This is a genomic window from Burkholderia sp. BCC1644 (assembly GCF_902833225.1).
Classification (GTDB): Bacteria; Pseudomonadota; Gammaproteobacteria; order Burkholderiales; family Burkholderiaceae; genus Burkholderia.
This window is the reverse complement of record NZ_CADFEI010000004.1, coordinates 57329-79450: the sequence shown is the minus strand read 5'-3', so window position 1 is coordinate 79450 and position 22122 is coordinate 57329. Positions and strand designations below refer to the sequence as shown.

Genomic DNA, 22122 nt, shown 5'->3' with positions numbered 1-22122 from the left:
CACACGTCGTGCGTACGCGCCGTTCAACACCACCAGGAGCCCGTATGAATTCCCCGAAACAGCACGACGACGTGCGCCTGATCGATTGCAGCGAGGCCGAGCACGCAGTGGCCATCCTCGAGATCCTGAACGACGCGATCGCGAACTCGACCGCGCTGTACGACTACCGGCCGCGCCCGCCGGAAGCCATGGTCACGTGGTTCGCGACGAAGCGCGCGGGCGGTTTTCCGGTCGTCGGCGCCGTCGACAAATCGGGCGTGCTGCTCGGCTTCGCGAGCTGGGGCACGTTCCGTGCGTTTCCCGCGTACAAATATACGGTCGAACATAGCGTCTATGTACGCAGCGACCAGCGTGGCCGCGGGCTCGGCGAGCTGCTGCTGCGCGAAGTCGTCCGGCGTGCGCGCGACGCACAGGTGCACGTGCTGGTCGGCTGCATCGATGCGACCAATGCCGGGAGCATCGCACTGCATACGAAACTGGGATTCGTGCACTCGGGCACGATCACGGAGGCGGGATTCAAGTTCGGCCGCTGGCTCGATGCGGCGTTCTATCAGTTGAAGCTCGAAACGCCGGCGCAGCCGGTGGATGGCTGATCGAACGGAGGCCGTCGCAGCACCCTGCTCGACGGCCGAAAAGCGAGGCAGAAAAAAGAAAAGCCCCGCCGAAGCGGGGCTTTTTCTGGAGGCGCGAGCCGGAGTCGAACCGGCCTAAACGGCTTTGCAGGCCGCTGCATAACCGCTTTGCTATCGCGCCAAAAGCGGACTGTCCGGATGCCGTGAGGCAAGCGACAGATTTTTTATTCGAGGACCGGAAGTCCATCAAATAAAAAGGGAAGCTTGGCTTCCCCATTACTTGGAGCGGGAGACGAGTCTCGAACTCGCGACCTCAACCTTGGCAAGGTTGCGCTCTACCAACTGAGCTACTCCCGCATTGTCCTGCACCTGCAGCGCTTTGCCGACCAACACGCTGCCAGAAAAATCTGGAGCGGGAGACGAGTCTCGAACTCGCGACCTCAACCTTGGCAAGGTTGCGCTCTACCAACTGAGCTACTCCCGCATGTGTCCTGCATCTGCAGCGCTTCGCCGACCAACACGCTGCCAGATAAAATCTGGAGCGGGAGACGAGTCTCGAACTCGCGACCTCAACCTTGGCAAGGTTGCGCTCTACCAACTGAGCTACTCCCGCGTATTGCTGCGCTACTGCTTCCCCGTCACACACTTACTTCGTCGTGCAGCGGAGAAGCGAGATTATGTCGAAGGCACATTCGTGTGTCAAGGGCTTTTCCAGCCCTTTTTCCAAAAACCGTCTCGGCCGAATGCGAGACGCGCGTATCACGCACCGCCGCGCTCGCGAATCTGCGGCCATGCGAGCTTCATGTAGTACAGCATCGACCAGATCGTCAGCACCGCCGCGAGATACATCAGCCACTCGCCCCACACGCGCGTGTCGATCGTCACGACGCCGAGCGGCAGCGGCCCATAGAACAGCAGCATCGGGATCGCGACCATCTGGCATGCGGTCTTGAACTTGCCGAGCTGGTTCACCGCGACGCTCTTCGACGCACCGATCTGCGCCATCCACTCGCGCAATGCCGAAATCGCGATCTCGCGGCCGACGATCACGAGCGCGATCGCCGCGTCCACCCGCGAAATCTGCACGAGGATCAGCAGCGCGGCCGTCACCATCAGCTTGTCCGCCACCGGATCGAGAAATGCGCCGAACGACGACGTCTGGTTCCACTTGCGTGCGAGATAGCCGTCGAACCAGTCGGTCAGCGCCGCGAGGATGAAGATCGCCGCCGCCGCGAGATTGCGGTGCGCGCCGCCCATCACCGTGTCCGGCAGGTAGAACACGCCGACGACGAGCGGAATCAGCACGATCCGTACCCACGTCAGGAAAATCGGGAAATTGAACGGCATGGCATGCGGGACAGTAAAGGATTCGCAATTGTGCCGTGTCGACCGGCCTGCCACAAGAACGCGAAAAAGCGCGCGAGGCAGCCGGCCGCACGGCCGAGTCAGTGAAGCTGCTTGTAGATCTGTTCGGCGAGCGCGTGCGAGATGCCCTCGACGCTCGCGAGTTCCTCGACGCTCGCGGCCACCACGCCGCGCAATCCGCCGAATCGCGCGAGCAGCCGCTGCCGGCGCTTCGCGCCGACGCCTTCGAGCTCCTCGAGCCGCGACGTCTGGCGCGCCTTCGCCCGCTTCGCCCGCATGCCGGTGATCGCGAAGCGGTGCGCCTCGTCGCGGATCTGTGCGACGAGCATCAGCGCGGCACTCTCCTTGCCGAGTTCGAGCGGCGTGCGGCCGTCCGCGAACACGAGCGTCTCGAGGCCGACCTTGCGCCCCTCGCCTTTCGCGACGCCTACCAGCATCGACGTGTCGAGCCCCAGCTCGGTGAACACCTGGCGCGCGATTTCGACCTGACCCTTGCCGCCGTCGATCAGCACGATGTTCGGCAGCAGGCTCGACGCCTCGGCCTGGCGCGTCGACTCGCCGTCGATGCCGGCCGCTTCGTCGACGGCGGCCGCCTGCGCGGCCTGCTCGACCATCTTCTCGTAGCGGCGCGTGAGCACCTGCCGCATCGCCGCGTAATCGTCGCCCGGCGTGATGCCCGTGATGTTGTAGCGGCGATACTCGCCCGACTGCATCTTGTGATGGTGGTACACGACGCACGACGCCTGCGTGGCCTCGCCCATCGTGTGGCTGATGTCGAAGCACTCGATCCGCAGCGTCGCGAGATCATCGCAGTCGTAGCTGAGCGTGTCGGCCAGCGAGCGCGTGCGCGCCTGCTGCGAGCCCTGTTCGGACAGCAGTCGCATGAGCGCGATCTGCGCATTCTGTTCGGCCATCGACAGCCACGCGCGCCGCTGCCCTTGCGGCTGCCGCACGAGCGACACCTTGTGGCCGGCCTGCTCGGACAGCAGCTCGAGCAGGTCGCGGCTCGCCGGCGCATGGCTGACGACGAGCACCGGCGGCACGCGGTTGCCGAGATAGTGCTGCGCGATGAACGCGTCGAGCACTTCGGCCTCGACCGACGCCGCCGCGGCGGCGCGCGCGCTGCCGGCTTCTTCCGCAGGCTGGTCGGTCGCCGCGGCGGCGGTCGCGCCAGTTGTATCGGTCGCTTCGAGCGATTCGGCCTCGTCGCCAAGACCGCCTTCGGCGAGCGTCAACGCGCTTTCGACGTGCGTCGGGAAATACGCCTTGTCGCCGAGATGCCGGCCGCCGCGCACCATCGCGAGGTTCACGCACACGCGCCCGCCCTGCGCGACGACGGCGAGGATGTCGACGTCGCTGTCGCTGCCGACCTCGATCGCCTGCTGGTGCAGCACCGTCGCAAGCGAACTCATCTGGTTGCGCACGGCCGCCGCCTGCTCGAATTTCAGCTCGGCCGCAAACGCGTGCATCTTCTGCTCGAGTTCCTTCATCACTTCGGACTGCCGGCCGAGCAGGAACCGCGCGGCGTTCGACACGTCGACCGCGTAATCCTCGCCGGAGATCGCGCCGACGCACGGCGCCGTGCAGCGCCCGATCTGGTGCAGCAGGCACGGCCGCGTGCGGTTGTTGAAGACCGAATCCTCACAGGTCCGCAACTGGAACACGCGCTGCAGGATCTGGATGCTCTCGCGCACGGCCCACGCGCTCGGGAACGGCCCGAAATACTGGTTCTGCTTGTCGACCGACCCGCGGTAGTAGGCCATCCGCGGAAATCGGTGCGCGGTGAGCTTCAGGTACGGGTACGACTTGTCGTCGCGAAACAGGATGTTGTAGCGCGGCGCGAGCGCCTTGATCAAGTTGTTCTCGAGCAGCAGCGCCTCGGCTTCCGAGCGCGTGACGGTCGTCTCGATGCGCGCGATGCGCGTGACCATCATCGCGATGCGCGGCGACAGCTGGGTCTTCGTGAAATAGCTCGATACGCGCTTCTTCAGGTCGCGCGCCTTGCCGACGTAAAGCACGGCGCCCGCCGTGTCGTAATAACGATAGACACCGGGCATGTGCGGCAACTGCGCAAGGATCTTCTTCGGTTCGAACGGAGTATCGGAGGCTTCTGGGGCTGTCATGCGTGATCCGGGCGCCTTGTAACGCGGAACGGGTCTATTAGAATCGCCAGTTTAGAGCATTCACCGGCCCGCTTCGATGCCACGCACCACCGCTGCCCCACGCCCCACCGTACCGCTCGCGCCGGGCGAACCGATCGCCTGCGACCTCTTTTGCACCGTCATCGACAATTTCGGCGACATCGGCGTGTGCTGGCGCGTGGCGCGCCAGCTCGCGCACGAGCACGGCTGGCAGGTCCGGCTGTTCGTCGACGACCTGCGCACGTTCGCGCGCCTGCTGCCGGGGGTCGACGCCGACGCCGGGCGGCAGACGGTCGACACGATCGTGATCGAGCACTGGCACGCGGAAGTCGGCGATGCGCTGGAGATCGCCGATGTCGTGATCGAGGCGTTCGCGTGCGAGTTGCCCGGCGCATATCTCGCGGCGATGGCGCGCCGCGAGCGCCGCCCCGTGTGGATCAACCTCGAATACCTGAGCGCCGAGGACTGGGTCGCCGATTTCCATCTGCGGCCGTCGCCGCACCCGCGCTACCCGCTGCTGAAGACGTTCTTCTTCCCCGGCCTGTCGGCGGGCACCGGCGGCGTCCTGAAGGAGCACGACCTCGATTCGCGCCGCATGGCCTTCAAAGCCGACGCGGCGGCACGCGACGCATGGTGGCGGCGCACGACCGGCGGCGCGCCGCCGGCCGCCGGCACGACGGTCGTCAGCCTGTTCGCGTACGAGAATCCGGCCGTTGACGCGCTGCTCGCCCAGTGGCGCGACGGCCCGTCACCGATCGTCGCGCTGGTGCCGACCGGCCGCGTGTCGCCCGCCGTCGCGCGCTTTTTCGGGGTCGATTCGTTCGGCGCGGGCGCGCATGCGCACTGCGGCAACCTGGTTGCACATGGCCTCGCATTCGTCCCCCAGGCCGACTACGATTCGATGCTGTGGGTGGCGGACATCAATTTCGTGCGCGGCGAGGATTCGTTCGTCCGTGCGCAGTGGGCGCGCAAGCCGTTCGTGTGGCACATCTACCCGCAGGCCGACGACGTGCACCTGCCGAAGCTCGACGCCGCGCTCGCGCACTTGTCGGCCGGCCTCGCCGACGCGCCGCGCGCGGCGCTCGAGCGATTCTGGCACGCGTGGAACGGCGCCGGCACGCCCGACTGGGCCGATTTCTGGCAGCACCGCGCCGCACTGGACGCCAACGCAGCCCGCTGGGCCGACGCGCTTGCGGCCGTCGGCGATCTCGCCGGAAAGCTGGCGGAATACGCAAAATCTCAGTTAAAATAAGCGGTTATCCGACGGCTGACCAGGCAAGCGCTCGCTTTTGGCGTCCACCGGAACGCGCCGCTTGCGCCGTCAGCCGTTGCGCAACGCTCAGGCACCTATTTATTTGATTTGATCAGGACAGTTTTTATGAAGACCGCACAGGAACTCCGCGTAGGCAACGTCGTGCAGATCGGCAGCGATGCTTGGGTCATCGCCAAGGCGGAATACAACAAGTCGGGCCGCAATTCCGCCGTCGTCAAGATGAAGATGAAGAACCTGCTGACCAACGCAGGCCAGGAATCGGTCTACAAGGCAGACGACAAGTTCGACGTCGTCGTGCTCGACCGCAAGGAAGTGACGTATTCGTACTTCGCCGACCCGATGTACGTGTTCATGGACGCCGACTACAACCAGTACGAAGTCGAAGCCGAAATGATGGGCGAAGCGCTGAACTACCTCGAAGACGGCATGGCTTGCGAAGTCGTGTTCTACAACGAGAAGGCGATCTCGGTCGACCTGCCGACGGTCCTCGTTCGCGAGATCACCTACACGGAACCGGCCGTCAAGGGCGACACGTCGTCGGGCAAGGTGCTGAAGAACGCCAAGCTCGCAACGGGCTTCGAACTGCAAGTGCCGCTGTTCTGCAACACCGGCGACAAGATCGAAATCGATACGCGTACGAACGAATACCGCAGCCGCGCGTAATCGCCAGCGTTATACGCATCGAACAAAGCGCCCTTCGGGGCGCTTTTTGTTTGTCTGGCGCCAACAGCGGGCAAGCGCCGGAGAACATAAGAAGCACAAAATCCACCGGTAAAGATATTCAATTTGTATCATCGGTAACTGTTTTATAGCGCCGGAGAAATAATGAGCGTTACGCGTTCGGTGGGGCATAAAATCAGTTTTTAATCTGACATGCGGCTGCGGCCCCGATGGCCGACAGCCCGCCTCTCTTGACTCGACTCGCGTCCACCATGCCACACGCCCTGATTGTCGAAGACGATCCCAACAGTCTCTCCGGCCTCACCGCGCTGCTCGCCGCAGACGGCTTCTCGGTCGACACGGCCACATCACTCGCCGAAGCGCGCACGGCGCTCGGCCGCTCGATCCCCGACGTCGTCCTCGTCGACCTGAACCTGCCGGACGGCAGCGGGTTCGACCTGCTCCAGCACCTGCCGCAGCAACAGCCGAACGGATCGCTGCCCGTGATCGTGCTGACGGGCAACGCAACGGTCGAGAGCGCCATCGAGGGCCTGCGTCACGGCATCTGGGACTACCTGCTGAAGCCGATCAACATCCCGCGCCTGCGCAGCCTGCTCGCGCGGATTCCGCGCCCGTACGAACTGATCGACGAAGTGCAGTCGCTGCGTGCGTCGCTGCGTCATCTCGGCCGCTTCGGCGCGCTGGTCGGCCGCAGCGATGCGATGCAGCACGTGTACGACATGATCGAGCACAACGCGCGCACCGAAACGGCCGTGCTGTTCTCGGGCGAAGCCGGTACCGGCAAGAAACTGGCCGCGCGCACGCTGCACGACCTGAGCCGGCGCCGCAAGGGGCCGTTCGTGTCGTTCGACTGCCGGACGATCGCGCAGGCCGGCCGGCACGGCGCGTCGCTCGACAGCGTGCTGTTCGGCCATGAGCGCGGCGCGTTCGACGGTGCCGAGCGCCGCGAATCGGGCCTGTTCGAACAGGCCGGCGGCGGCACGCTGTTCCTCGACGAGATCACCGCGCTACCGCTCGTGCTGCAGGAAGCACTGCTGCATGCGCTCGATTCGCAGAACTTCATGCGGATCGGCGGCACGAGCTCGATCACGAGCGATTTCCGGTTGATCGCGACCACGCGCCGCCCGGCGCGCGAAGCGGTCGCGAACGGCACGCTGCGCGAGGATCTGTGGCTGCGCCTCGATGCGGCGTCGATCACGATGCCGCCGCTGCGCGAGCGCGACGGCGACGCGCTCGCGATCGCGGACGCGCAGATCGACGAACTGAACCGCGAAGCACGCGCCACCGGCCGCAGCACGACCGACAAGCGCGCGGCGCCGGGCTTCGTGCGCGAATGCCTGTCCTACGAATGGCCCGGCAACGTGCGCGAACTGCAGGAGCGTGTGCGCTTCGCGTACGACGCCTCGGGCGATTTCATCGAGACGCTGCGTGCGGGCGAGCCGAGCTTTTCCGCCGGCGCCGCGCTGAACGGCAGCAGCGTGCAGATCAAGGTCGGCACGCCGCTGTCCGACGTCGAGGACCTGCTGATCCGCGCGACGCTCGACGCGGTCGGCGGCACGCGTCATCGCGCGGCCACGCTGCTCGGCATCAGCCCGAAGACGCTGTACAACAAGCTGCAGCGGATGAAGGTGAACTGAGCGTGCGCCCGTGAACACGGGCGCGAGTCGGGTTTGACCGTTAGTTGCGTAAAGGCCCGCCGCCCGATTACCTGCTTCGCCGCTGTCGCAACACAGCCCATGAATGCAGCCCATGAAAAAAGCCGCGCAATTGCGCGGCTTTTTGTTTCGGCGACCGGAAGGACGCGAACCCGCGCCGTCCCCTCCCCGCTTACGCCAGCGCGCTTTTCAGCAGCGCCTGCGCCTGCAGATACTCCGGCTGCGCGATCAGCTTGTCCCACTTGAGCGCCTTGCCGCGCGCACGCATCCGCTTGATGCGCCGCACCGACTCGGCCGACGCCTGCGCCTTCAACCCGTTCAGCACGACCTCGGCCGCTTCCGGCTGGTTGCAGACGAGCACCATGTCACAACCGGCGGCGATCGCGGCGTCAGCTGCCTGCGTGAGCGTGCCGCCTTCGCGGGCGGCCTCCATCGACAGGTCGTCGCTGAAGATCGCGCCCGTGAACCCGAGCTTTCCGCGCAGGATGTCCTGCAGCCACACGCGCGAGAATCCGGCCGGCCGCTTGTCGACCTGCGTATAGATCACGTGCGCGGGAATCACGGCCGACAGCGACAGGCCGAGCCAGTCGTACGGCGCGACGTCCTGCTTGAGGATCGCGTCGAGCGTGCGATCGTCGGTCGGCAACGCGACGTGCGAATCGGCTTCAGCGAAACCATGCCCCGGGAAATGCTTGCCGCAGTTCGCCATGCCGGCCAGCGACAGCCCGTGGTTCAGGCTCTTCGCGAGCAGCGTCACGACACGCGCGTCGCGATGGAACGCGCGATCGCCGATCACCTTCGAGTGCCCGTAGTCGAGGTCGAGCACCGGCGTGAAGCTCATGTCGATCCCGCACGCGCGCAGCTCGGCGGCCAGGATGTAGCCGACGGCGGTCGCGACCTTCGACGCGAGCAGCACGTCGCGATCCCACAGTTCGCCGAGGCGGCGCATCGCGGGCAACACCGTGAAGCCGTCGGTGCGGAACCGCTGCACGCGCCCGCCTTCATGATCGACGGCGATCAGGATGTCTTCGCGCACCGCGCGGATCGAGTCGGTCAGCGCGGTCAGCTGCGCGCGATTCTGGAAATGCCGCGCGAACAGGATCACACCGCCGGTATTCGGATGCGCAAGGCGCCGCGCATCGTCGCGCGACAGGGCCGTGCCGACGATGTCGAGCATGACCGGGCCGGGAGTCGTTTTCATCGAATCGGAAATTCCGTCAGGAGGAGGTTCGGGAAACAGGTGCGGGCGCGGCGTCCGTCTCCGCGATCACGAACGACACCGCGTAGTCGCGTTCGTCGCTGACCGTCACACGCGCCGTGATGCCGCGTGCGGCCAGCCAGTCGGCCAGCTCGCCCGACGCGACCACGTATGGCTCGCCGCTCGGGTGGTTGAGCGTCTGCAGCGCACGCCACGTCATCGGCCAGTGCATGCCGAGCCCGATCGCCTTCGAGAACGCTTCCTTCGCGGAAAAGCGCGTCGCGAGAAACGCGATGCCGCGCGCCTCGGAGCGGGCGCGGCGCGCATGGAACACGCGCAGTTCATCGGGACCCAGCACCTTCTCGGCAAACCGGCCGCCCGTGCGTTCGAGCACGGCCGCGACGCGGCTCACCTGGGCGATGTCGGTACCGATGCCGTAGATCGCCATGTCAGTACGCGCGCACGCGGTGGAATTTCATCTTCAGCGCGCGCCGCCGTGCAGCGCGGCGACGCGAGCGGCGACCATGATCGCCTTCATCTCGCGCACCGCGTTGTCCCAGCCCGCGAAGATCGCGTGCGCGACGATCGCGTGGCCGATGTTCAGCTCGACGATGCCGTCGATCGCGGCGATCTGCTGCACGTTCGTGTAATGCAGCCCGTGCCCCGCATTGACCTTCAGGCCAAGCTGCGCACCGGCCTGCACGCCCGCGACGATGCGCTCGTACTCGCGCTGCTGTTCGGCTTCGTCGTGCGCTTCGGCGTAGCGGCCCGTGTGCAGTTCGATCACCGGCGCGCCGGCTTCGTGCGCGGCGCGGATCTGCGTCTCGTCAGGGTCGATGAACAGCGACACGCGCACGCCGACGTCGGCCAGCTGCTTGCACGCGGCACGCACGGCCTCGAAGTGGCCGGCGACGTCGAGACCGCCTTCGGTCGTCAGCTCTTCGCGCTTCTCGGGCACGAGGCACGCGTCGTGCGGACGCACTTCGCACGCGATGTCGAGCATCTCGGCCGTCACCGCGCATTCGAGGTTCATGCGCGTCTTCAGCAACGGGCGCAGCTTGCGCACGTCGGCGTCGACGATGTGACGGCGATCCTCGCGCAGATGCAGCGTGATCGCGTCCGCACCGGCCTCTTCGGCGGCGAGCGCCGCACGGATCGGATCGGGATAGCTCGTGCCGCGCGCATTGCGCAGCGTCGCGACGTGGTCGATGTTCACGCCGAGGTCGATGGCGGTGGGCGTTGTCAGGAAGAAGCTCATAGGTTTTGCAGGTCGATCAGGATCTGACGCGTGGCAAGCGGCGTACCGCCGAGATAGGTGTTCAGCAGGAAGCGCATCAGCGTCTTGCTTTGCGCAACCGTCTGGGCTCGATGGTAATCGTCCTGCTCCATGTCGAGCAACGTCTGTCCGGTGATGACCGGCCAGTGCGACGGCACGTCGTCGTCCGCATTGCGCACGCCGCGCTCGGGATCGAACACGTAGCGGCGGTCGGGCTCGACCGCGCGGCGCGCGACCGTGCGGTTCAGCGCCATCGCATAACCGGTCTCGCGCAGCAGCACGCGCTCGAACGAGCGCAGCACCTGCACCGCGGGTTCGCCGTGCGCGAGGCGCGTGAGCGTCAGGACATAGTGATTGAACAGCGGCGGCTGGGGATCCTCGCGCGCGCAGAATTTCACGAGCAGTTCGTTCGCGTAGAAACCGCACAGCAGCCCGTCGCCGCCGAGCGGCAACATGCCGCCGACCCACTCGGCGCCCGTCAGCGTGCGCACTTCGGATTTGCCGGACCAGGACAGCAGCAGCGGCTGGAACGTCTGCAGCACGCCGCGCAGCGCGGAGTGCGGGCGCTTGGCGCCTTTCGCGACGAGCGCGAGCCGGCCGTGATCGCGCGTCAGCACGTCGACGATCAGGCTCGTTTCGCGATACGGATAGCTGTGCAGAACGAACGCCGGCTGCTCGGCGACACGAAAATCGGACGTGCGAGACGTCGCGCGCCGCGCCTTGCGCGGCGGTTCGGGCGGAGCCGGCAGCGGCGCGTCGTTCGCGCCGGCCGTCACCGCGTCTTCAGTCGACGTCAGCGCGTCATTCGTACCCATAGGCGCGCAGTCCGGCCTCGTTGTCGGCCCAGCCGCTCCTCACCTTCACGAAGGTCTCGAGGTACACGGGGCCGTCGAACAGCTTCTCCATGTCCATCCGCGCCTCGGTGCTGATCTGCTTGAGCTTCTCGCCCTTCTTGCCGATCACCATCGCCTTGTGCGAATCGCGTTCGACGAGGATCGTCGCGAAGATGCGCTTCAGCCGCCCCTCTTCCTCGAACTTGTCGATCACGACGGTGCTCGTGTACGGCAGCTCGTCGCCGGTCCAGCGGAACACCTTCTCGCGCAGGATTTCAGCCGCGAGGAAGCGCGAGCTGCGGTCGGTCAGCTCGTCCTCGCCGTAGATCGGCGCGCCTTCCGGCAGGTACGGCTTGATCGTCTCGAGCAGGCGCTTGATGTCTTCCGGCTGCTGTGCCGACAGCGGCACGAGTTCGGCGAACTCGCGCAGCGTGTTCATTTTCTGCATGAACGGATACAGCGTGGCCTTGTCGGCCACACGGTCGATCTTGTTCGTGATCAGCAGCGTCGGCATGCCGGGCGGGATCAGGTCGAGCACCTTCTGGTCGTCGGGCCCGAAGCGGCCGGCCTCGATCACGAACAGGATCACGTCGACCGACGTCAGCGTCGACGTGACCGCGCGGTTCAGCGAACGGTTCAGCGCGGTGCTGTGACGGGTCTGGAAACCCGGCGTGTCGACGAACACGAATTGCGCGTCGTCGAACGTGTTGATGCCGGTGATGCGGTGGCGGGTCGTCTGCGCCTTGCGCGACGTGATGCTGATCTTCTGGCCGACGAGTGCGTTCATCAACGTCGACTTGCCGACGTTCGGGCGGCCCACGATCGCGATCATGCCGCAACGGAAACCGGTAGGAGCGGGAGTGTTCATATCGTTTGGGAGACAGGTTCGGAAACGGCCGCGCGGCGCGCGGCACGATCGATGGGCAATTCAGTGGTCGGCATCGGCCACGCGCGCCTGCGCGGCAGCGAGGCTCGCGCCGCCCGGCGGCGTCTCGGCGTCCGGTGCCGCGGCATCGCGTGCACGCGCGGCCGGGCGCGCCGCGGGATCGGATCCGGTGGACGACTTGTCGGCGGGCGAAGCGGCAGAAGCAGCCGGATCGGCTGCGCGCGGCGTGGCGTCCGCGGGCTTGTCCGCAGCCTTGTCGGGCCGGTCGGCGGGTTTATCGGCCACCTTGTCGGTCGCCGGCTTTGCCGCCCGTTCGCCCTTGTCGGCAGCCGTCTCGACATGCGCCGCGCGGATCGCGGCCATCGGCGCTGCGGCCGGCTCGGCGCCTGCCGCAGCGGTTGCCGCAGGCACCGCACCGGCGGCCGCCGCCCGGGCCTCGCGTGCAGCCGCGCGTTCCTTCCGTTCCGGCGAGCGCAGGTCGAGCGCTTCCTGCACGCCCTTCACGCCCGGCACGATTTCGGGTTCGACATGCTTCGACCCGCGCGCGTTTTTCGAGCGCTTCGGCTTCGTGGCCAGCATCGGCGCGGCTGCCATCACTTCGTCGAGCGCCTTCTTCGCGGCGGCCTGCTCGGCCGCGCGCCGGCTCGCGCCGGAACCCGATACCTTCACGTCAAGCTTCGGCACCGTGCATTCGACCTCGAACTGCTGATTGTGCGCCGCACCATGCGTCGCGACGACCGTGTAGGTCGGCAGCGCGATCTTGTGCCCCTGCAGGTATTCCTGCAGCAGCGTCTTCGCGTCCTTGCCGAGCGTGCGCGGATCGATGTGGTCGAGAATCGGGATGTAGAGGCGCTTGATGACCCCTTGGGCGGCTTCGAAGCCGCCATCGAGGAACACGGCCCCGATGATGGCTTCGAACGCGTCCGCGAGGATCGACGGGCGACGGAACCCGCCGCTGCGCAACTCGCCCTCGCCCAGCCGCAAGCCGTCCGAAATATTCAGGGCCTGAGCAATTTCGTACAGCGACTGCTGTTTGACGAGGTTGGCGCGTACGCGCGACAGATCACCTTCGTCCAGCTTGCTGAAACGCTGGAACAAAAGGGCGGCCACCGCGCAATTCAGAACGGAGTCGCCGAGAAACTCGAGCCGTTCGTTGTGCGTGGCACTGTGACTGCGATGGGTCAAAGCCTGGCGCAACAATTCCGCATTGCGAAATTCGTAGCGCAGCCGGCTTTCCAACTGGGATAGGGGCATGTGCAGGAGTATAACGCGGGCGCCGGTCGGGCCGAAACGGCTCGGCCGGACACGAAAAGGCGTGACGAGGCGGTGTTACCGCCGGTTCTTAAAGTAGTTCGACAATACGTGACGCGGCCCGTGCGTCACGTATTGCGTGCGAGTCGACTGCGATCAGTTGAAGGAACCGATGCGCTTCAGGTCGCTGAAGTTCATCCAGATGAAGAACGCGCGGCCGACGATGTTCTGGTCCGGCACGAAACCCCAGTAGCGGCTGTCCGCACTGTTGTCTCGGTTGTCGCCCATCATGAAGTAGTGACCGGGCGGCACCTTGCAGATCACACCGCGGCTGTTGTACGTGCAGTTGTCGCGAAACGGATAGTCGTAGGCGCCCATCACGAACGGCGGCACGGCCGGGTTGTTGAGGATCGCGTTCTTCTTGTTGCCGATCGTTTCTTCGAACTGCTTCGCGTAGTTCTGACGCTCGTCGTCGAAGAAATCGGGCAGCGGCGTTTCAGGCACCGGCTGGCCGTTGATCGTGAGCTGCTTGTCCTGATACGCAACCGTATCGCCCGGCAGGCCGATCACACGCTTGATGTAGTCGACCGACTCGTCCTTCGGATAACGGAACACGACGACGTCGCCGCGCGACAGCGGGCTGCCCTGCGTGATCTTCGTGTTCGTGACCGGCAGGCGCAGCCCGTATTCGAACTTGTTGACGAGGATGAAGTCGCCGACGAGCAGCGTCGGCACCATCGAGCCCGACGGAATCTTGAACGGCTCGACGACGAACGAACGCACGACGAACACGGCCAGGATCACCGGGAAGAAGCTTGCGGTGTACTCGAGCCACCACGGCTGGCGCAGCTTCTCGTCACGCAGCTTCGAACGCGTCTGCACCGCGTTTTCATCCGCGAAACGCTTGTCGATGCGCGACTGCTGGCGATCGAACTCCTCGATCGCCGAGTCGGCCGCCTTGCGTCGCCGCGGCAGGAACACCAGTTTGTCCAGCACCCACGCTACGCCCGTCACGACGACGAGCACAAAAAGAATCAGCGCAAAATTCATAAAAGGAACAGTCCTGTTATTTGTCTTCGACGCGCAAGATCGCAAGGAACGCTTCCTGCGGGATCTCGACCGAACCCACCTGCTTCATGCGTTTCTTGCCGGCCTTCTGCTTTTCGAGCAGCTTCTTCTTACGCGTGATGTCGCCGCCGTAACACTTCGCCAGCACGTTCTTGCGCAGCGCCTTGATGTTCTCGCGGGCGATGATGTGCGCACCGATCGTCGCCTGAATCGCCACGTCGTACATCTGGCGCGGAATGATCTCGCGCATCTTCGCCGCCACTTCGCGGCCGCGATACTGCGATTGCGACCGGTGGACGATCACCGACAGCGCGTCGACCTTGTCGCCGTTGATCAGCATGTCGACCTTCACGACGTCGGCCGACCGGTATTCCTTGAACTCGTAATCCATCGACGCATAGCCGCGCGACACCGATTTCAGGCGATCGAAGAAATCGAGCACGATTTCGGCCATCGGGATTTCGTAGGTCAGCTGCACCTGGCGGCCGTGATACTGCATGTTGATCTGTGAGCCGCGCTTCTGCTCGCACAACGTGATCACCGAGCCGACGTAGTCCTGCGGCATGTACAGGTTCACCGTGACGATCGGCTCGCGGATCTCCTCGATCTTCGGCGGCTCCGGCATCTTCGCCGGATTCTCGACCTTGACGATCGAGCCACCGTTCATCACGACCTCGTAGACAACCGTCGGTGCGGTCGTAATGAGGTCCATGTCGAATTCACGTTCGAGGCGCTCCTGCACGATCTCCATATGCAGGAGACCCAGGAAGCCGCACCGGAACCCGAAGCCGAGCGCCTGCGACACTTCCGGCTCGTACTGCAGCGACGCATCGTTGAGCTTCAGCTTCTCGAGCGATTCGCGCAGCGCGTCGTACTGGTTCGCTTCCACCGGATACAGCCCGGCGAACACCTGCGGCTTCACTTCCTTGAAGCCCGGCAGCGCTTCCAGCGCCGGCTTGGACACCAGCGTGACGGTATCGCCGACCTTCGCGGCCGTCAGCTCCTTGATGCCGGCGATGATGAAGCCCACCTGCCCTGCCGACAGCGAATCGAGATTGCGCGACTTCGGCGTGAATACGCCGATATGCTCGACCGGATACTGAGCGCCGGTCGCCATCATCTTGATCTTGTCCTTCGGGCGCAGCGTGCCGTTGACGATACGCACGAGCATCACGACGCCGACGTAGTTGTCGAACCACGAATCGATGATGAGCGCCTGCAGCGGTGCGTCGGGATCACCCTTCGGCGGCGGCACCTTCGCGATCAACGACTCGAGCACGTCCTCGACGCCGAGTCCCGTCTTCGCGCTGCAGCGCGTCGCGTCGGTCGCGTCGATGCCGATTACGTCCTCGATCTCCTCGATCGCGTTCTCGGGGTTCGCGGCCGGCAGGTCGATCTTGTTCAGCACGGGCACGACTTCGACGCCGAGCTCGATCGCCGTGTAGCAGTTTGCGACCGTCTGCGCCTCGACGCCCTGGCTCGCGTCGACGACCAGCAGCGCGCCTTCGCACGCGGACAGCGAACGGCTGACCTCGTACGAGAAGTCGACGTGCCCCGGCGTGTCGATCAGGTTCAGGTTGTAGACCTTGCCGTCGCGCGCGCGATAGGACAATGCCGCCGTCTGCGCCTTGATCGTGATGCCGCGCTCGCGCTCGATATCCATCGAGTCGAGCACCTGCGCTTCCATTTCACGGTCGGCGAGACCGCCGCATACCTGGATGATGCGATCCGCGAGCGTCGACTTGCCATGGTCGATGTGCGCGATGATCGAGAAATTGCGAATATGATCCATTCAGTGCCGATCAAGCGAAAAAGGCGCGCTCGACGACTGCGGAGCACGCCTTGTGTAAGTCGGTGAAAAAACAGCCTATTTTAGCCGAAAAGGCTTACGACGGGCGGGATTTCGGACGCCTGGCCGCGCGGCGCCCGGCCGGAGGCGCCCGCCGGGCGACGCCCCGCACGAAGCGACACCCGCCGGCGACAGGCCGGGCTCAGCGCCGGGCCGCCAGCGCGTCGCGCACCCGCGTGTCGTCGAACCGGTGGCGGCACACTTCCGCGCCGTCCAGCAGCAGCACGGGCACGTCCTCGTCGTAACGGGCAACCAGCGCCGCATCGGTATCGATGTCGACGTAATCGACCGCGACGCTGAATTCGGCCGCCACCGGCGCCAGTGCGTCGCGCATGTCGTCGCACAGGTGGCACCAGCCGCGGCCGTAGAGCGTGAACATCGGCGCGTTACTTCTGGCGCGGCCGCACGGGCACGAACTGCGTGTTGTCGCCACGCCGCACGAGCACCGCGACCGCCTTCTGCGGATCGAGCTGCGCCGTCACGTCGGCGAACTGCTTCGCGTTCGTGATGTCGGTGTCGCCGACACGCAGCACGATGTCGCCGCGCTGCAGGCCCGCACGGGCGGCCGGACCGTCGACACCGTCGATCTGCACGCCGTTCTTCAGCTTCAGCGTCTTCATCTGGTCAGCCGTCAGGTCGCTGACCGTCAGGCCGAGCGAATTGGTCTGGCGCGGCTTCTGCGGCACATTCTTGCGCTGCTCGGCCTTCGCCGTCGACTCGGCCGGCGTCTCCGCGATCGTGATCGGCAGATCGCGTGCCTGACCCTTGCGCCACACGCTGACCGTCGCTTTCGCGCCGGGCTTCGTGTCGCCGACCATGCGCGGCAGGTCCGACGCCGTATCGACCGGACGGCCGTTGAACTTCAGGATAATGTCGCCCGGCTGGATGCCCGCCTTGTCGGCCGGGCCACCCGGCTCGACGCTGCTGACGAGCGCGCCTTCGGCCTTCGGCAGCCCGATCGAGTCGGCCACATCCTTCGTCACCTCGCCGATCGCGACCGCGATCCGGCCGCGCGTGACCTTGCCGGTCGCCTTCAGCTGGTCGGCCACGCGCATCGCCTCGTCGATCGGAATCGCGAACGAGATGCCCATGAAGCCGCCGGTCCGGCTGTAGATCTGCGAGTTGATGCCGATCACCTCGCCCTGCATGTTGATCAGCGGGCCGCCCGAGTTGCCGGGATTCACGGCGACGTCGGTCTGGATGAACGGCAGGTAGTCGCCCGTATTGCGGCTCTTCGAGCTGACGATGCCGGCCGTCACCGTGTTGTCGAGGCCGAACGGCGAACCGATCGCGACGACCCACTCGCCGACGCGCACCTTGTTCGAATCGCCGATCGCGACGACCGGCAGGTTCGACGCCTGGATCTTCACGACCGCGACGTCCGTGCGATCGTCGACGCCGATCAGCTTTGCCTTGAATTCACGCTTGTCGGTCAGCGTCACGTAGATGGTGTCCGCATCGTCGACGACGTGCGCATTGGTCATCACGTAACCGTCGGCCGACACGATGAAGCCCGAGCCCACGCCACGGTTCTGCTCGGTGTCGGGCGGATTGTCCGGCGCCGGCGCGCTCTTCGGGTTGCTGCCGTTGCCGCCGCCGTTACCGCTGCCGGGCGCCTGCGGCAGCGGAATGCCGAAGAAGCGCCGGAAGAATTCCGACATGTCGCCGTTGTCGAAGCCCGGCGGGAGCATCCCGCGCGGGCCGCTGTTCGTCGGCACGTTGGCGGTGGTCCGGATGTTCACGACGGCCGGCCCGACCTTTTCGACGAGATCGGCGAAGTCGGGCAGGCTGGCAGCGGGAGCCGTCACCGCGAACGCGGTATGCGGCACGAGCGGCAGGCAGGCAGACAGCGCCGCCGCCGCGAGCCATTTGCGCAGCGTGAGTTTCATCATGTCGGAAGCCGTAGCGTTACTTGGAAGCCTTGTATTCTATGGCAGACGCGAACTGCTGCAACGTAGCCGGCGGCACTTCACCGAGCACGGTGATCCAGTAGTCGCCGCGGCGCTTCACGAGAACGTTCGTTGCACCGGTGCTGCCCGCGCCTTCCTTGCGCGTATTCTTCTCGGCCGGCTCGATGAACACCGAGATCGTCGCGAGACCGTCGGTGAAGACGGCCTGATCGACCGGAATCGGCGGCTCCCCTGCGTCGCGCGCGGCCATCGGCCGGCGCACTTCACGAATCTTCTGGAAGCCGGCGACGCTCGGTGCGAGTTGCCAGCCCTGCGCTTCCATGTCGACCGTCGCGACCGGCGGGCGCACGACCGTCCAGCCGCTCAGGTTGCGCATGCCCGCCGCAATCGCGGCCTTGTCGCCGCTCGCGCCGCCCGTCTGCAGCTGGGAGAACGCAATCTGTTCGAGCACGTGATCGTTCGCATCGAGCGTCTGCGAACGCAGCAGCAGCCCCGTGCGCGCGTCGGCCCACAGCTTGTACGTGAAGCGGTATGCATCCTTCGGCACGAGCTCGACGACCTGCGCGTCGATCCCGGCCACGCGGTCCTTGCCGAGCGACTTCGCGTCGTAGACGGACATCACGTGCTCGCCGCTCGCGCCGAGCAGCGCGGGGAACGAGTCGCGCGTCTGACGGCGCTCGACCACGCACAGCTTGCGCTCGGGCACGAACGTGTACAGCTCGTCGTTATGCCGCAGCAGCTTGCGCGGCTTGCCGTCGAGCGTCTCGATCCGCTCGAACTCGCCGTCGCGGGACGCGACGTGCGCAATGCGCGACGACTGGACATACCCGCCGCGCTGATAGACGAACGTACCTTCGTAGCTCTGCTGCTGCGCCGCCTGCTGGACGCGGTCGAGCCAGTCCGCGGCGCCCTTGCGGGTCGCGACGGGATCGTCCGGTTGCTGGGCGCTGGCAGGAAGGGATTGAACGGACAACAGGGCGGCTGCGCAAAGCAGGAGAGCCGGCAGCCGCTTCCATCCGGAGATGGCGTGATTCAACTGCAATGTCCGCATCGGGTTTATTGGCCTGGCGTGGTGGTCACGGCTGCGCGGATCAGCGGCATCGAACCCGTGACGACGGGCTGCTGCGCGAATTGCTGGTGCGCTTCAAGATATTGGTCGAGGCTCGCATCGCGAATGATGTTGACGTCCTGCAGGCCCGGCTGGGCCGATGCCTGTGCAACCGTCACGCGCTGCATATTGCCGCCTTGCTGCGCACCGGCCGACGCGACCTGGACGGCGCCCGGGGCACCGGCCGTCTGCATCTGCGGGACGACGATCCACGTCAGCGTGGCCGCCGCGGCCGCGACCGCGAGCGCGGGCACGACGCGCCGGCGCAGCGACAGCAGCTTGCGCGCGACCGGCGCGGCCGCCGGCGCGAGCAGGTGCGGCTCGCTCTCGAGCGCAGCCGACATGCGCGCGGTGAACGCGACGCTCAGCGCGGGCGACAGCGCGAGCTCGTCCGAGCGCAGCGCATCGCCGATCAGGTGGTATTGGGCCCACACAGCGCGATCCGCGCGGTCGAGCTCAGCCAGAAACTGCCCGTGGTCCGGGCCATCGAACATTTCGCCGTCGACCAGCGCGGAAAGGCGCTCGCCGCGCGAGCACGCTTGCGATTGCGTATTGACCGACCCCATGATGCTCCCCATCTTGCACACCCCGTCGTGACTTCACGACTCTATCCGTAACTAGACCCCGACCCGCGTCGTTCCGCCCTTGGCGCTTACCAGCGCTTGCCTTCGGGCGTATCGAGCAGCGGACGCAATTTGGCAGCGATTGCTTCACGCGCACGGAAGATCCGCGACCGGACCGTCCCGATCGGACAGCCCATCATTTCCGCGATCTCTTCGTAGCTCAGGCCCTCGATCTCGCGCAGCGTGATTGCCTGGCGCAGTTCCTCGGGCAGCAGAGCCATTGCAGCGTTGACCGTTTCGGCAATCTGCTTGCTCATCAACATCGACTCAGGCGTGTTGATATCCCTTAGTTGGTCTGCATCGGAGAAAGTTTCCGCTTCCTCCGCATCGGCCTCGGTCGAGGTCGGCGCCCGGCGGCCTTGCGTCGCAAGGTAGTTCTTCGCCGTGTTGACGGCAATTCGGTACAACCACGTATAGAACGCCGATTCGCCGCGAAATTGCGGCAGCGCACGATACGCCTTGATGAACGCGTCCTGGGCCACATCCTCGACCTCGGCGGGATCCCGCACGAGGCGCGAGATCAGCCGAATGATCTTGCGGTGGTATTTGGAGACCAGGAGTTCGAACGCCGCCTTGTCGCCCTTCTGTACGCGTTCGACCAGAGCCTGATCGATTTCTTTTTCACTCACCTGACAAATCCATTAACTAGGGATGCAACGCGGAGCGTCATTGTAGCGTTCCCGCGCCGGACGCTGGTTACGGTCGGTAACCATGCCGCCGTCATGCCCGCCCCGCCGTGCCCGCGGTTCTCGCCAGCACGGACAGCGCGCTGAACGATGCCGCGTCGAGCGCATCGGCCGGAATCAGCAGCGGCCGGGCCCGCCGGGCGCCCTGCCCGACCGACAGCACCAGCAGCAGGCTGCTCCAGTGCGCATGGCCCGTCACGCGGCCGCGGGCCAGCAGCCGCCCGGTGCGACCAAACGCCGCGATTTCCCCGAATGCGTCGATCCGCAGCTCGGCCGGCAACCGGCGGGCGCAGGCCCGCGCGGCACACACGGCCAGCAAGGCGGCCGTCGCGGCCGACACGCATGCGCCGCCGGCAGCGCCCGCGCGCGGCGCCCAGAACAGGTACGCCGACGCGGCAGCCGCCGCGACGAACACGGCCAGCACGACATACGACACGGCCGAGGCCCGCAGCGCAAAGCGCTGCGGACGCCCGGCCGGCGCATCGAATGGACTCGTCAAGCGATTCAGCGTCAGACGCGCTTGAACACCAGCGTGCCGTTGGTACCGCCGAAGCCGAAGTTGTTCTTCACGGCGACGTCGATCTTCATGTCACGCGCGGTGTTCGCGCAGTAATCGAGATCGCACTCGGGGTCCTGGTTGAAGATGTTGATGGTCGGCGGCGACACGTTGTTGTGCAGCGCCAGCACCGTGAACACCGATTCGAGGCCGCCCGCGCCGCCCAGCAGGTGGCCCGTCATCGACTTCGTCGAATTCACGACGAGCTTGTACGCATGCTCGCCGAAGGCTGCCTTCACCGCGTCGGACTCGTTCTTGTCGCCCAGCGGCGTCGACGTGCCGTGCGCGTTCAGGTACTGGACCTCGTCCGCGTTCACGCCGGCGTCGCGCAGTGCCGCGACCATGCAGCGGCGCGGGCCGTCCATGTTCGGTGCGGTCATGTGGTACGCGTCGCCCGTCATGCCGAAGCCCGAGACTTCCGCATAGATCTTCGCGCCGCGCGCCTTCGCCGCCTCGTACTCCTCGAGCACCATCACGCCGGCGCCCTCGCCCAGCACGAAGCCGTCGCGGTCCTTGTCCCACGGACGCGAGGCGCTCGCCGGATCGTCGTTGCGGGTCGACAGCGCACGCGCTGCCGCGAACCCGCCGATACCGAGCGGCGACACCGTCGATTCGGCACCGCCCGCGACCATCACGTCGGCGTCGCCGGCCTGGATCAGGCGCGCGGCGAGGCCGATGCTGTGCAGGCCGGTCGTGCAGGCCGTCACGGCCGCGAGGTTCGGGCCCTTCAGGCCGAACATGATGCTCAGGTGACCCGAGATCATGTTGATGATCGAACCCGGCACGAAGAACGGCGAAATCCGGCGCGGGCCGCGATCGACGTAGGTCTGGTGCGTATCTTCGATCATCGGCAGGCCGCCGATGCCGGAACCGACCAGCACGCCGATGCGTTCGGCATTGGCTTCGTTCACTTCCAGCCCGCTGTCCTTGATGGCCTGGACGCCGGCGGCGATGCCGTAATGGATGAACGTATCCATGCTGCGGGCTTCCTTCGCCGGAATGTACTCCTCGGCGTTGAAACCCTTCACCTCGCCCGCGAAATGCACGGCGAGGTTCGACGGATCGAACTTCGTGACGGTGGCGATACCGGACTTGCCGGCGACGAGATTGGCCCAGCCGTCGGCAACACTATTGCCAACAGGCGAAATAAGCCCCAGGCCTGTAACGACAACACGACGGCGGCTCACGGTA

Annotated in this window: 21 protein-coding genes and 4 tRNA genes; 4 read left to right on the top strand and 21 right to left on the bottom strand. The window is 65.9% G+C overall.

All coding sequences use genetic code 11. The features are described 5' to 3' along the window. Positions 1-44: 44 nt before the first annotated feature. Complete coding sequence (locus tag HWX87_RS09220) at positions 45-593, top strand: GNAT family N-acetyltransferase (protein ID WP_176046852.1); 549 nt, start codon at positions 45-47, stop codon at positions 591-593. A gap of 86 nt (positions 594-679) precedes the next feature. On the opposite strand, the gene HWX87_RS09215 is transcribed toward HWX87_RS09220, so the two are convergent. The 6 genes from HWX87_RS09215 to uvrC all read right to left on the bottom strand — a co-directional run bounded on the left by HWX87_RS09215 (position 680) and on the right by uvrC (position 4060). Next, positions 680-753 (bottom strand) — tRNA-Cys (locus HWX87_RS09215). A 100-nt stretch (positions 754-853) separates the two neighbouring features. Continuing rightward, positions 854-929, bottom strand: a tRNA-Gly gene (locus tag HWX87_RS09210). A 51-nt stretch (positions 930-980) separates the two neighbouring features. Beyond that, a tRNA-Gly gene (locus HWX87_RS09205) sits at positions 981-1056 on the bottom strand. A gap of 53 nt (positions 1057-1109) precedes the next feature. Next, positions 1110-1185 (bottom strand) — tRNA-Gly (locus HWX87_RS09200). Positions 1186-1331: 146 nt separating this feature from the next. Further along, the gene (gene pgsA / locus HWX87_RS09195) at positions 1332-1919 is read right to left on the bottom strand and encodes a CDP-diacylglycerol--glycerol-3-phosphate 3-phosphatidyltransferase (RefSeq protein ID WP_034186518.1); all 588 of its coding nucleotides are present in this window, start codon (positions 1917-1919) and stop codon (positions 1332-1334) included. A gap of 98 nt (positions 1920-2017) precedes the next feature. Continuing rightward, positions 2018-4060 carry an excinuclease ABC subunit UvrC gene (gene uvrC, locus HWX87_RS09190; protein ID WP_176046851.1) on the bottom strand — a complete coding sequence of 681 codons (2043 nt, stop codon included), beginning with the start codon at positions 4058-4060 and terminating at the stop codon, positions 2018-2020. 76 nt (positions 4061-4136) lie between these two features. Between uvrC and earP the strand changes: the two genes are divergently transcribed. The 3 genes from earP to HWX87_RS09175 all read left to right on the top strand — a co-directional run bounded on the left by earP (position 4137) and on the right by HWX87_RS09175 (position 7669). Further along, positions 4137-5330 (top strand): elongation factor P maturation arginine rhamnosyltransferase EarP, encoded by a 1194-nt coding sequence (gene earP, locus HWX87_RS09185; RefSeq protein WP_176046850.1) that lies wholly within the window; start codon positions 4137-4139, stop codon positions 5328-5330. A 126-nt stretch (positions 5331-5456) separates the two neighbouring features. Then, positions 5457-6014, top strand: coding sequence for an elongation factor P (efp, locus tag HWX87_RS09180; RefSeq protein ID WP_047900193.1), 558 nt, complete (start codon positions 5457-5459; stop codon positions 6012-6014). A 269-nt stretch (positions 6015-6283) separates the two neighbouring features. Next, the gene (locus HWX87_RS09175; RefSeq protein WP_124456010.1) at positions 6284-7669 is read left to right on the top strand and encodes a sigma-54 dependent transcriptional regulator; all 1386 of its coding nucleotides are present in this window, start codon (positions 6284-6286) and stop codon (positions 7667-7669) included. 190 nt (positions 7670-7859) lie between these two features. On the opposite strand, the gene nagZ is transcribed toward HWX87_RS09175, so the two are convergent. From nagZ to fabF, 15 genes are all read right to left on the bottom strand, one after another. Next, entirely contained in the window at positions 7860-8888 is a 1029-nt protein-coding gene (gene nagZ, locus HWX87_RS09170; protein ID WP_176046849.1) for a beta-N-acetylhexosaminidase, read from the bottom strand. A 16-nt stretch (positions 8889-8904) separates the two neighbouring features. After that, positions 8905-9333 (bottom strand): holo-ACP synthase, encoded by a 429-nt coding sequence (gene acpS, locus HWX87_RS09165; protein ID WP_021159685.1) that lies wholly within the window; start codon positions 9331-9333, stop codon positions 8905-8907. Positions 9334-9366: 33 nt separating this feature from the next. Beyond that, positions 9367-10143, bottom strand: coding sequence for a pyridoxine 5'-phosphate synthase (gene pdxJ / locus HWX87_RS09160; protein ID WP_176046848.1), 777 nt, complete (start codon positions 10141-10143; stop codon positions 9367-9369). After that, complete coding sequence (gene recO, locus HWX87_RS09155; protein WP_059574001.1) at positions 10140-10976, bottom strand: DNA repair protein RecO; 837 nt, start codon at positions 10974-10976, stop codon at positions 10140-10142. The genes pdxJ and recO overlap by 4 nt, the downstream gene beginning before the upstream one ends. Next, complete coding sequence (era, locus tag HWX87_RS09150; protein WP_034186509.1) at positions 10963-11862, bottom strand: GTPase Era; 900 nt, start codon at positions 11860-11862, stop codon at positions 10963-10965. The genes recO and era overlap by 14 nt, the downstream gene beginning before the upstream one ends. 60 nt (positions 11863-11922) lie before the next feature. Continuing rightward, on the bottom strand, positions 11923-13134 hold the full coding sequence (gene rnc / locus HWX87_RS09145; RefSeq protein WP_176046847.1) for a ribonuclease III: 1212 nt from the start codon (positions 13132-13134) through the stop codon (positions 11923-11925). A gap of 153 nt (positions 13135-13287) precedes the next feature. Beyond that, positions 13288-14181: a signal peptidase I gene (gene lepB, locus HWX87_RS09140; RefSeq protein WP_176046846.1), complete on the bottom strand. Its 894-nt coding sequence runs from the start codon at positions 14179-14181 to the stop codon at positions 13288-13290. 16 nt (positions 14182-14197) lie between these two features. Further along, positions 14198-15991, bottom strand: a complete 1794-nt coding sequence (gene lepA, locus HWX87_RS09135; RefSeq protein WP_176046845.1) for a translation elongation factor 4 — start codon at positions 15989-15991, stop codon at positions 14198-14200. 199 nt (positions 15992-16190) lie between these two features. Next, complete coding sequence (locus HWX87_RS09130) at positions 16191-16427, bottom strand: glutaredoxin family protein (protein ID WP_176046844.1); 237 nt, start codon at positions 16425-16427, stop codon at positions 16191-16193. 7 nt (positions 16428-16434) lie between these two features. Further along, positions 16435-17940, bottom strand: coding sequence for a DegQ family serine endoprotease (locus HWX87_RS09125; protein ID WP_176046843.1), 1506 nt, complete (start codon positions 17938-17940; stop codon positions 16435-16437). Positions 17941-17956: 16 nt separating this feature from the next. After that, on the bottom strand, positions 17957-19009 hold the full coding sequence (locus tag HWX87_RS09120; protein WP_059527587.1) for a MucB/RseB C-terminal domain-containing protein: 1053 nt from the start codon (positions 19007-19009) through the stop codon (positions 17957-17959). A gap of 5 nt (positions 19010-19014) precedes the next feature. Continuing rightward, positions 19015-19632, bottom strand: coding sequence for a sigma-E factor negative regulatory protein (locus HWX87_RS09115; protein ID WP_176046842.1), 618 nt, complete (start codon positions 19630-19632; stop codon positions 19015-19017). 86 nt (positions 19633-19718) lie between these two features. Then, positions 19719-20318, bottom strand: a complete 600-nt coding sequence (gene rpoE / locus HWX87_RS09110; RefSeq protein WP_006490873.1) for an RNA polymerase sigma factor RpoE — start codon at positions 20316-20318, stop codon at positions 19719-19721. A gap of 91 nt (positions 20319-20409) precedes the next feature. Next, entirely contained in the window at positions 20410-20874 is a 465-nt protein-coding gene (locus HWX87_RS09105) for a protein YgfX (protein ID WP_176046841.1), read from the bottom strand. Between the two features lie 11 nt (positions 20875-20885). Continuing rightward, a complete protein-coding gene (gene fabF / locus HWX87_RS09100) occupies positions 20886-22118 on the bottom strand; it encodes a beta-ketoacyl-ACP synthase II (RefSeq protein ID WP_176046840.1) in 1233 nt (410 codons plus the stop codon). Between the last annotated feature and the right edge of the window lie 4 nt (positions 22119-22122).

What these genes read in the sequence shown, in the direction of transcription:
- acpS (WP_021159685.1), bottom strand. Translation starts at nt 9,333, where the DNA reads ATGGCGATCTACGGCATCGGTACCGACATCGCCCAGGTGAGCCGCGTC.
- earP (WP_176046850.1), top strand. Translation starts at nt 4,137, where the DNA reads ATGCCACGCACCACCGCTGCCCCACGCCCCACCGTACCGCTCGCGCCG.
- lepB (WP_176046846.1), bottom strand. Translation starts at nt 14,181, where the DNA reads ATGAATTTTGCGCTGATTCTTTTTGTGCTCGTCGTCGTGACGGGCGTA.
- rnc (WP_176046847.1), bottom strand. Translation starts at nt 13,134, where the DNA reads ATGCCCCTATCCCAGTTGGAAAGCCGGCTGCGCTACGAATTTCGCAAT.
- recO (WP_059574001.1), bottom strand. Translation starts at nt 10,976, where the DNA reads ATGGGTACGAATGACGCGCTGACGTCGACTGAAGACGCGGTGACGGCC.
- lepA (WP_176046845.1), bottom strand. Translation starts at nt 15,991, where the DNA reads ATGGATCATATTCGCAATTTCTCGATCATCGCGCACATCGACCATGGC.
- pgsA (WP_034186518.1), bottom strand. Translation starts at nt 1,919, where the DNA reads ATGCCGTTCAATTTCCCGATTTTCCTGACGTGGGTACGGATCGTGCTG.
- HWX87_RS09125 (WP_176046843.1), bottom strand. Translation starts at nt 17,940, where the DNA reads ATGATGAAACTCACGCTGCGCAAATGGCTCGCGGCGGCGGCGCTGTCT.
- era (WP_034186509.1), bottom strand. Translation starts at nt 11,862, where the DNA reads ATGAACACTCCCGCTCCTACCGGTTTCCGTTGCGGCATGATCGCGATC.
- HWX87_RS09115 (WP_176046842.1), bottom strand. Translation starts at nt 19,632, where the DNA reads ATGGGGTCGGTCAATACGCAATCGCAAGCGTGCTCGCGCGGCGAGCGC.
- nagZ (WP_176046849.1), bottom strand. Translation starts at nt 8,888, where the DNA reads ATGAAAACGACTCCCGGCCCGGTCATGCTCGACATCGTCGGCACGGCC.
- HWX87_RS09175 (WP_124456010.1), top strand. Translation starts at nt 6,284, where the DNA reads ATGCCACACGCCCTGATTGTCGAAGACGATCCCAACAGTCTCTCCGGC.
- HWX87_RS09130 (WP_176046844.1), bottom strand. Translation starts at nt 16,427, where the DNA reads ATGTTCACGCTCTACGGCCGCGGCTGGTGCCACCTGTGCGACGACATG.
- efp (WP_047900193.1), top strand. Translation starts at nt 5,457, where the DNA reads ATGAAGACCGCACAGGAACTCCGCGTAGGCAACGTCGTGCAGATCGGC.
- uvrC (WP_176046851.1), bottom strand. Translation starts at nt 4,060, where the DNA reads ATGACAGCCCCAGAAGCCTCCGATACTCCGTTCGAACCGAAGAAGATC.
- pdxJ (WP_176046848.1), bottom strand. Translation starts at nt 10,143, where the DNA reads ATGAGCTTCTTCCTGACAACGCCCACCGCCATCGACCTCGGCGTGAAC.
- HWX87_RS09220 (WP_176046852.1), top strand. Translation starts at nt 45, where the DNA reads ATGAATTCCCCGAAACAGCACGACGACGTGCGCCTGATCGATTGCAGC.
- HWX87_RS09120 (WP_059527587.1), bottom strand. Translation starts at nt 19,009, where the DNA reads ATGCGGACATTGCAGTTGAATCACGCCATCTCCGGATGGAAGCGGCTG.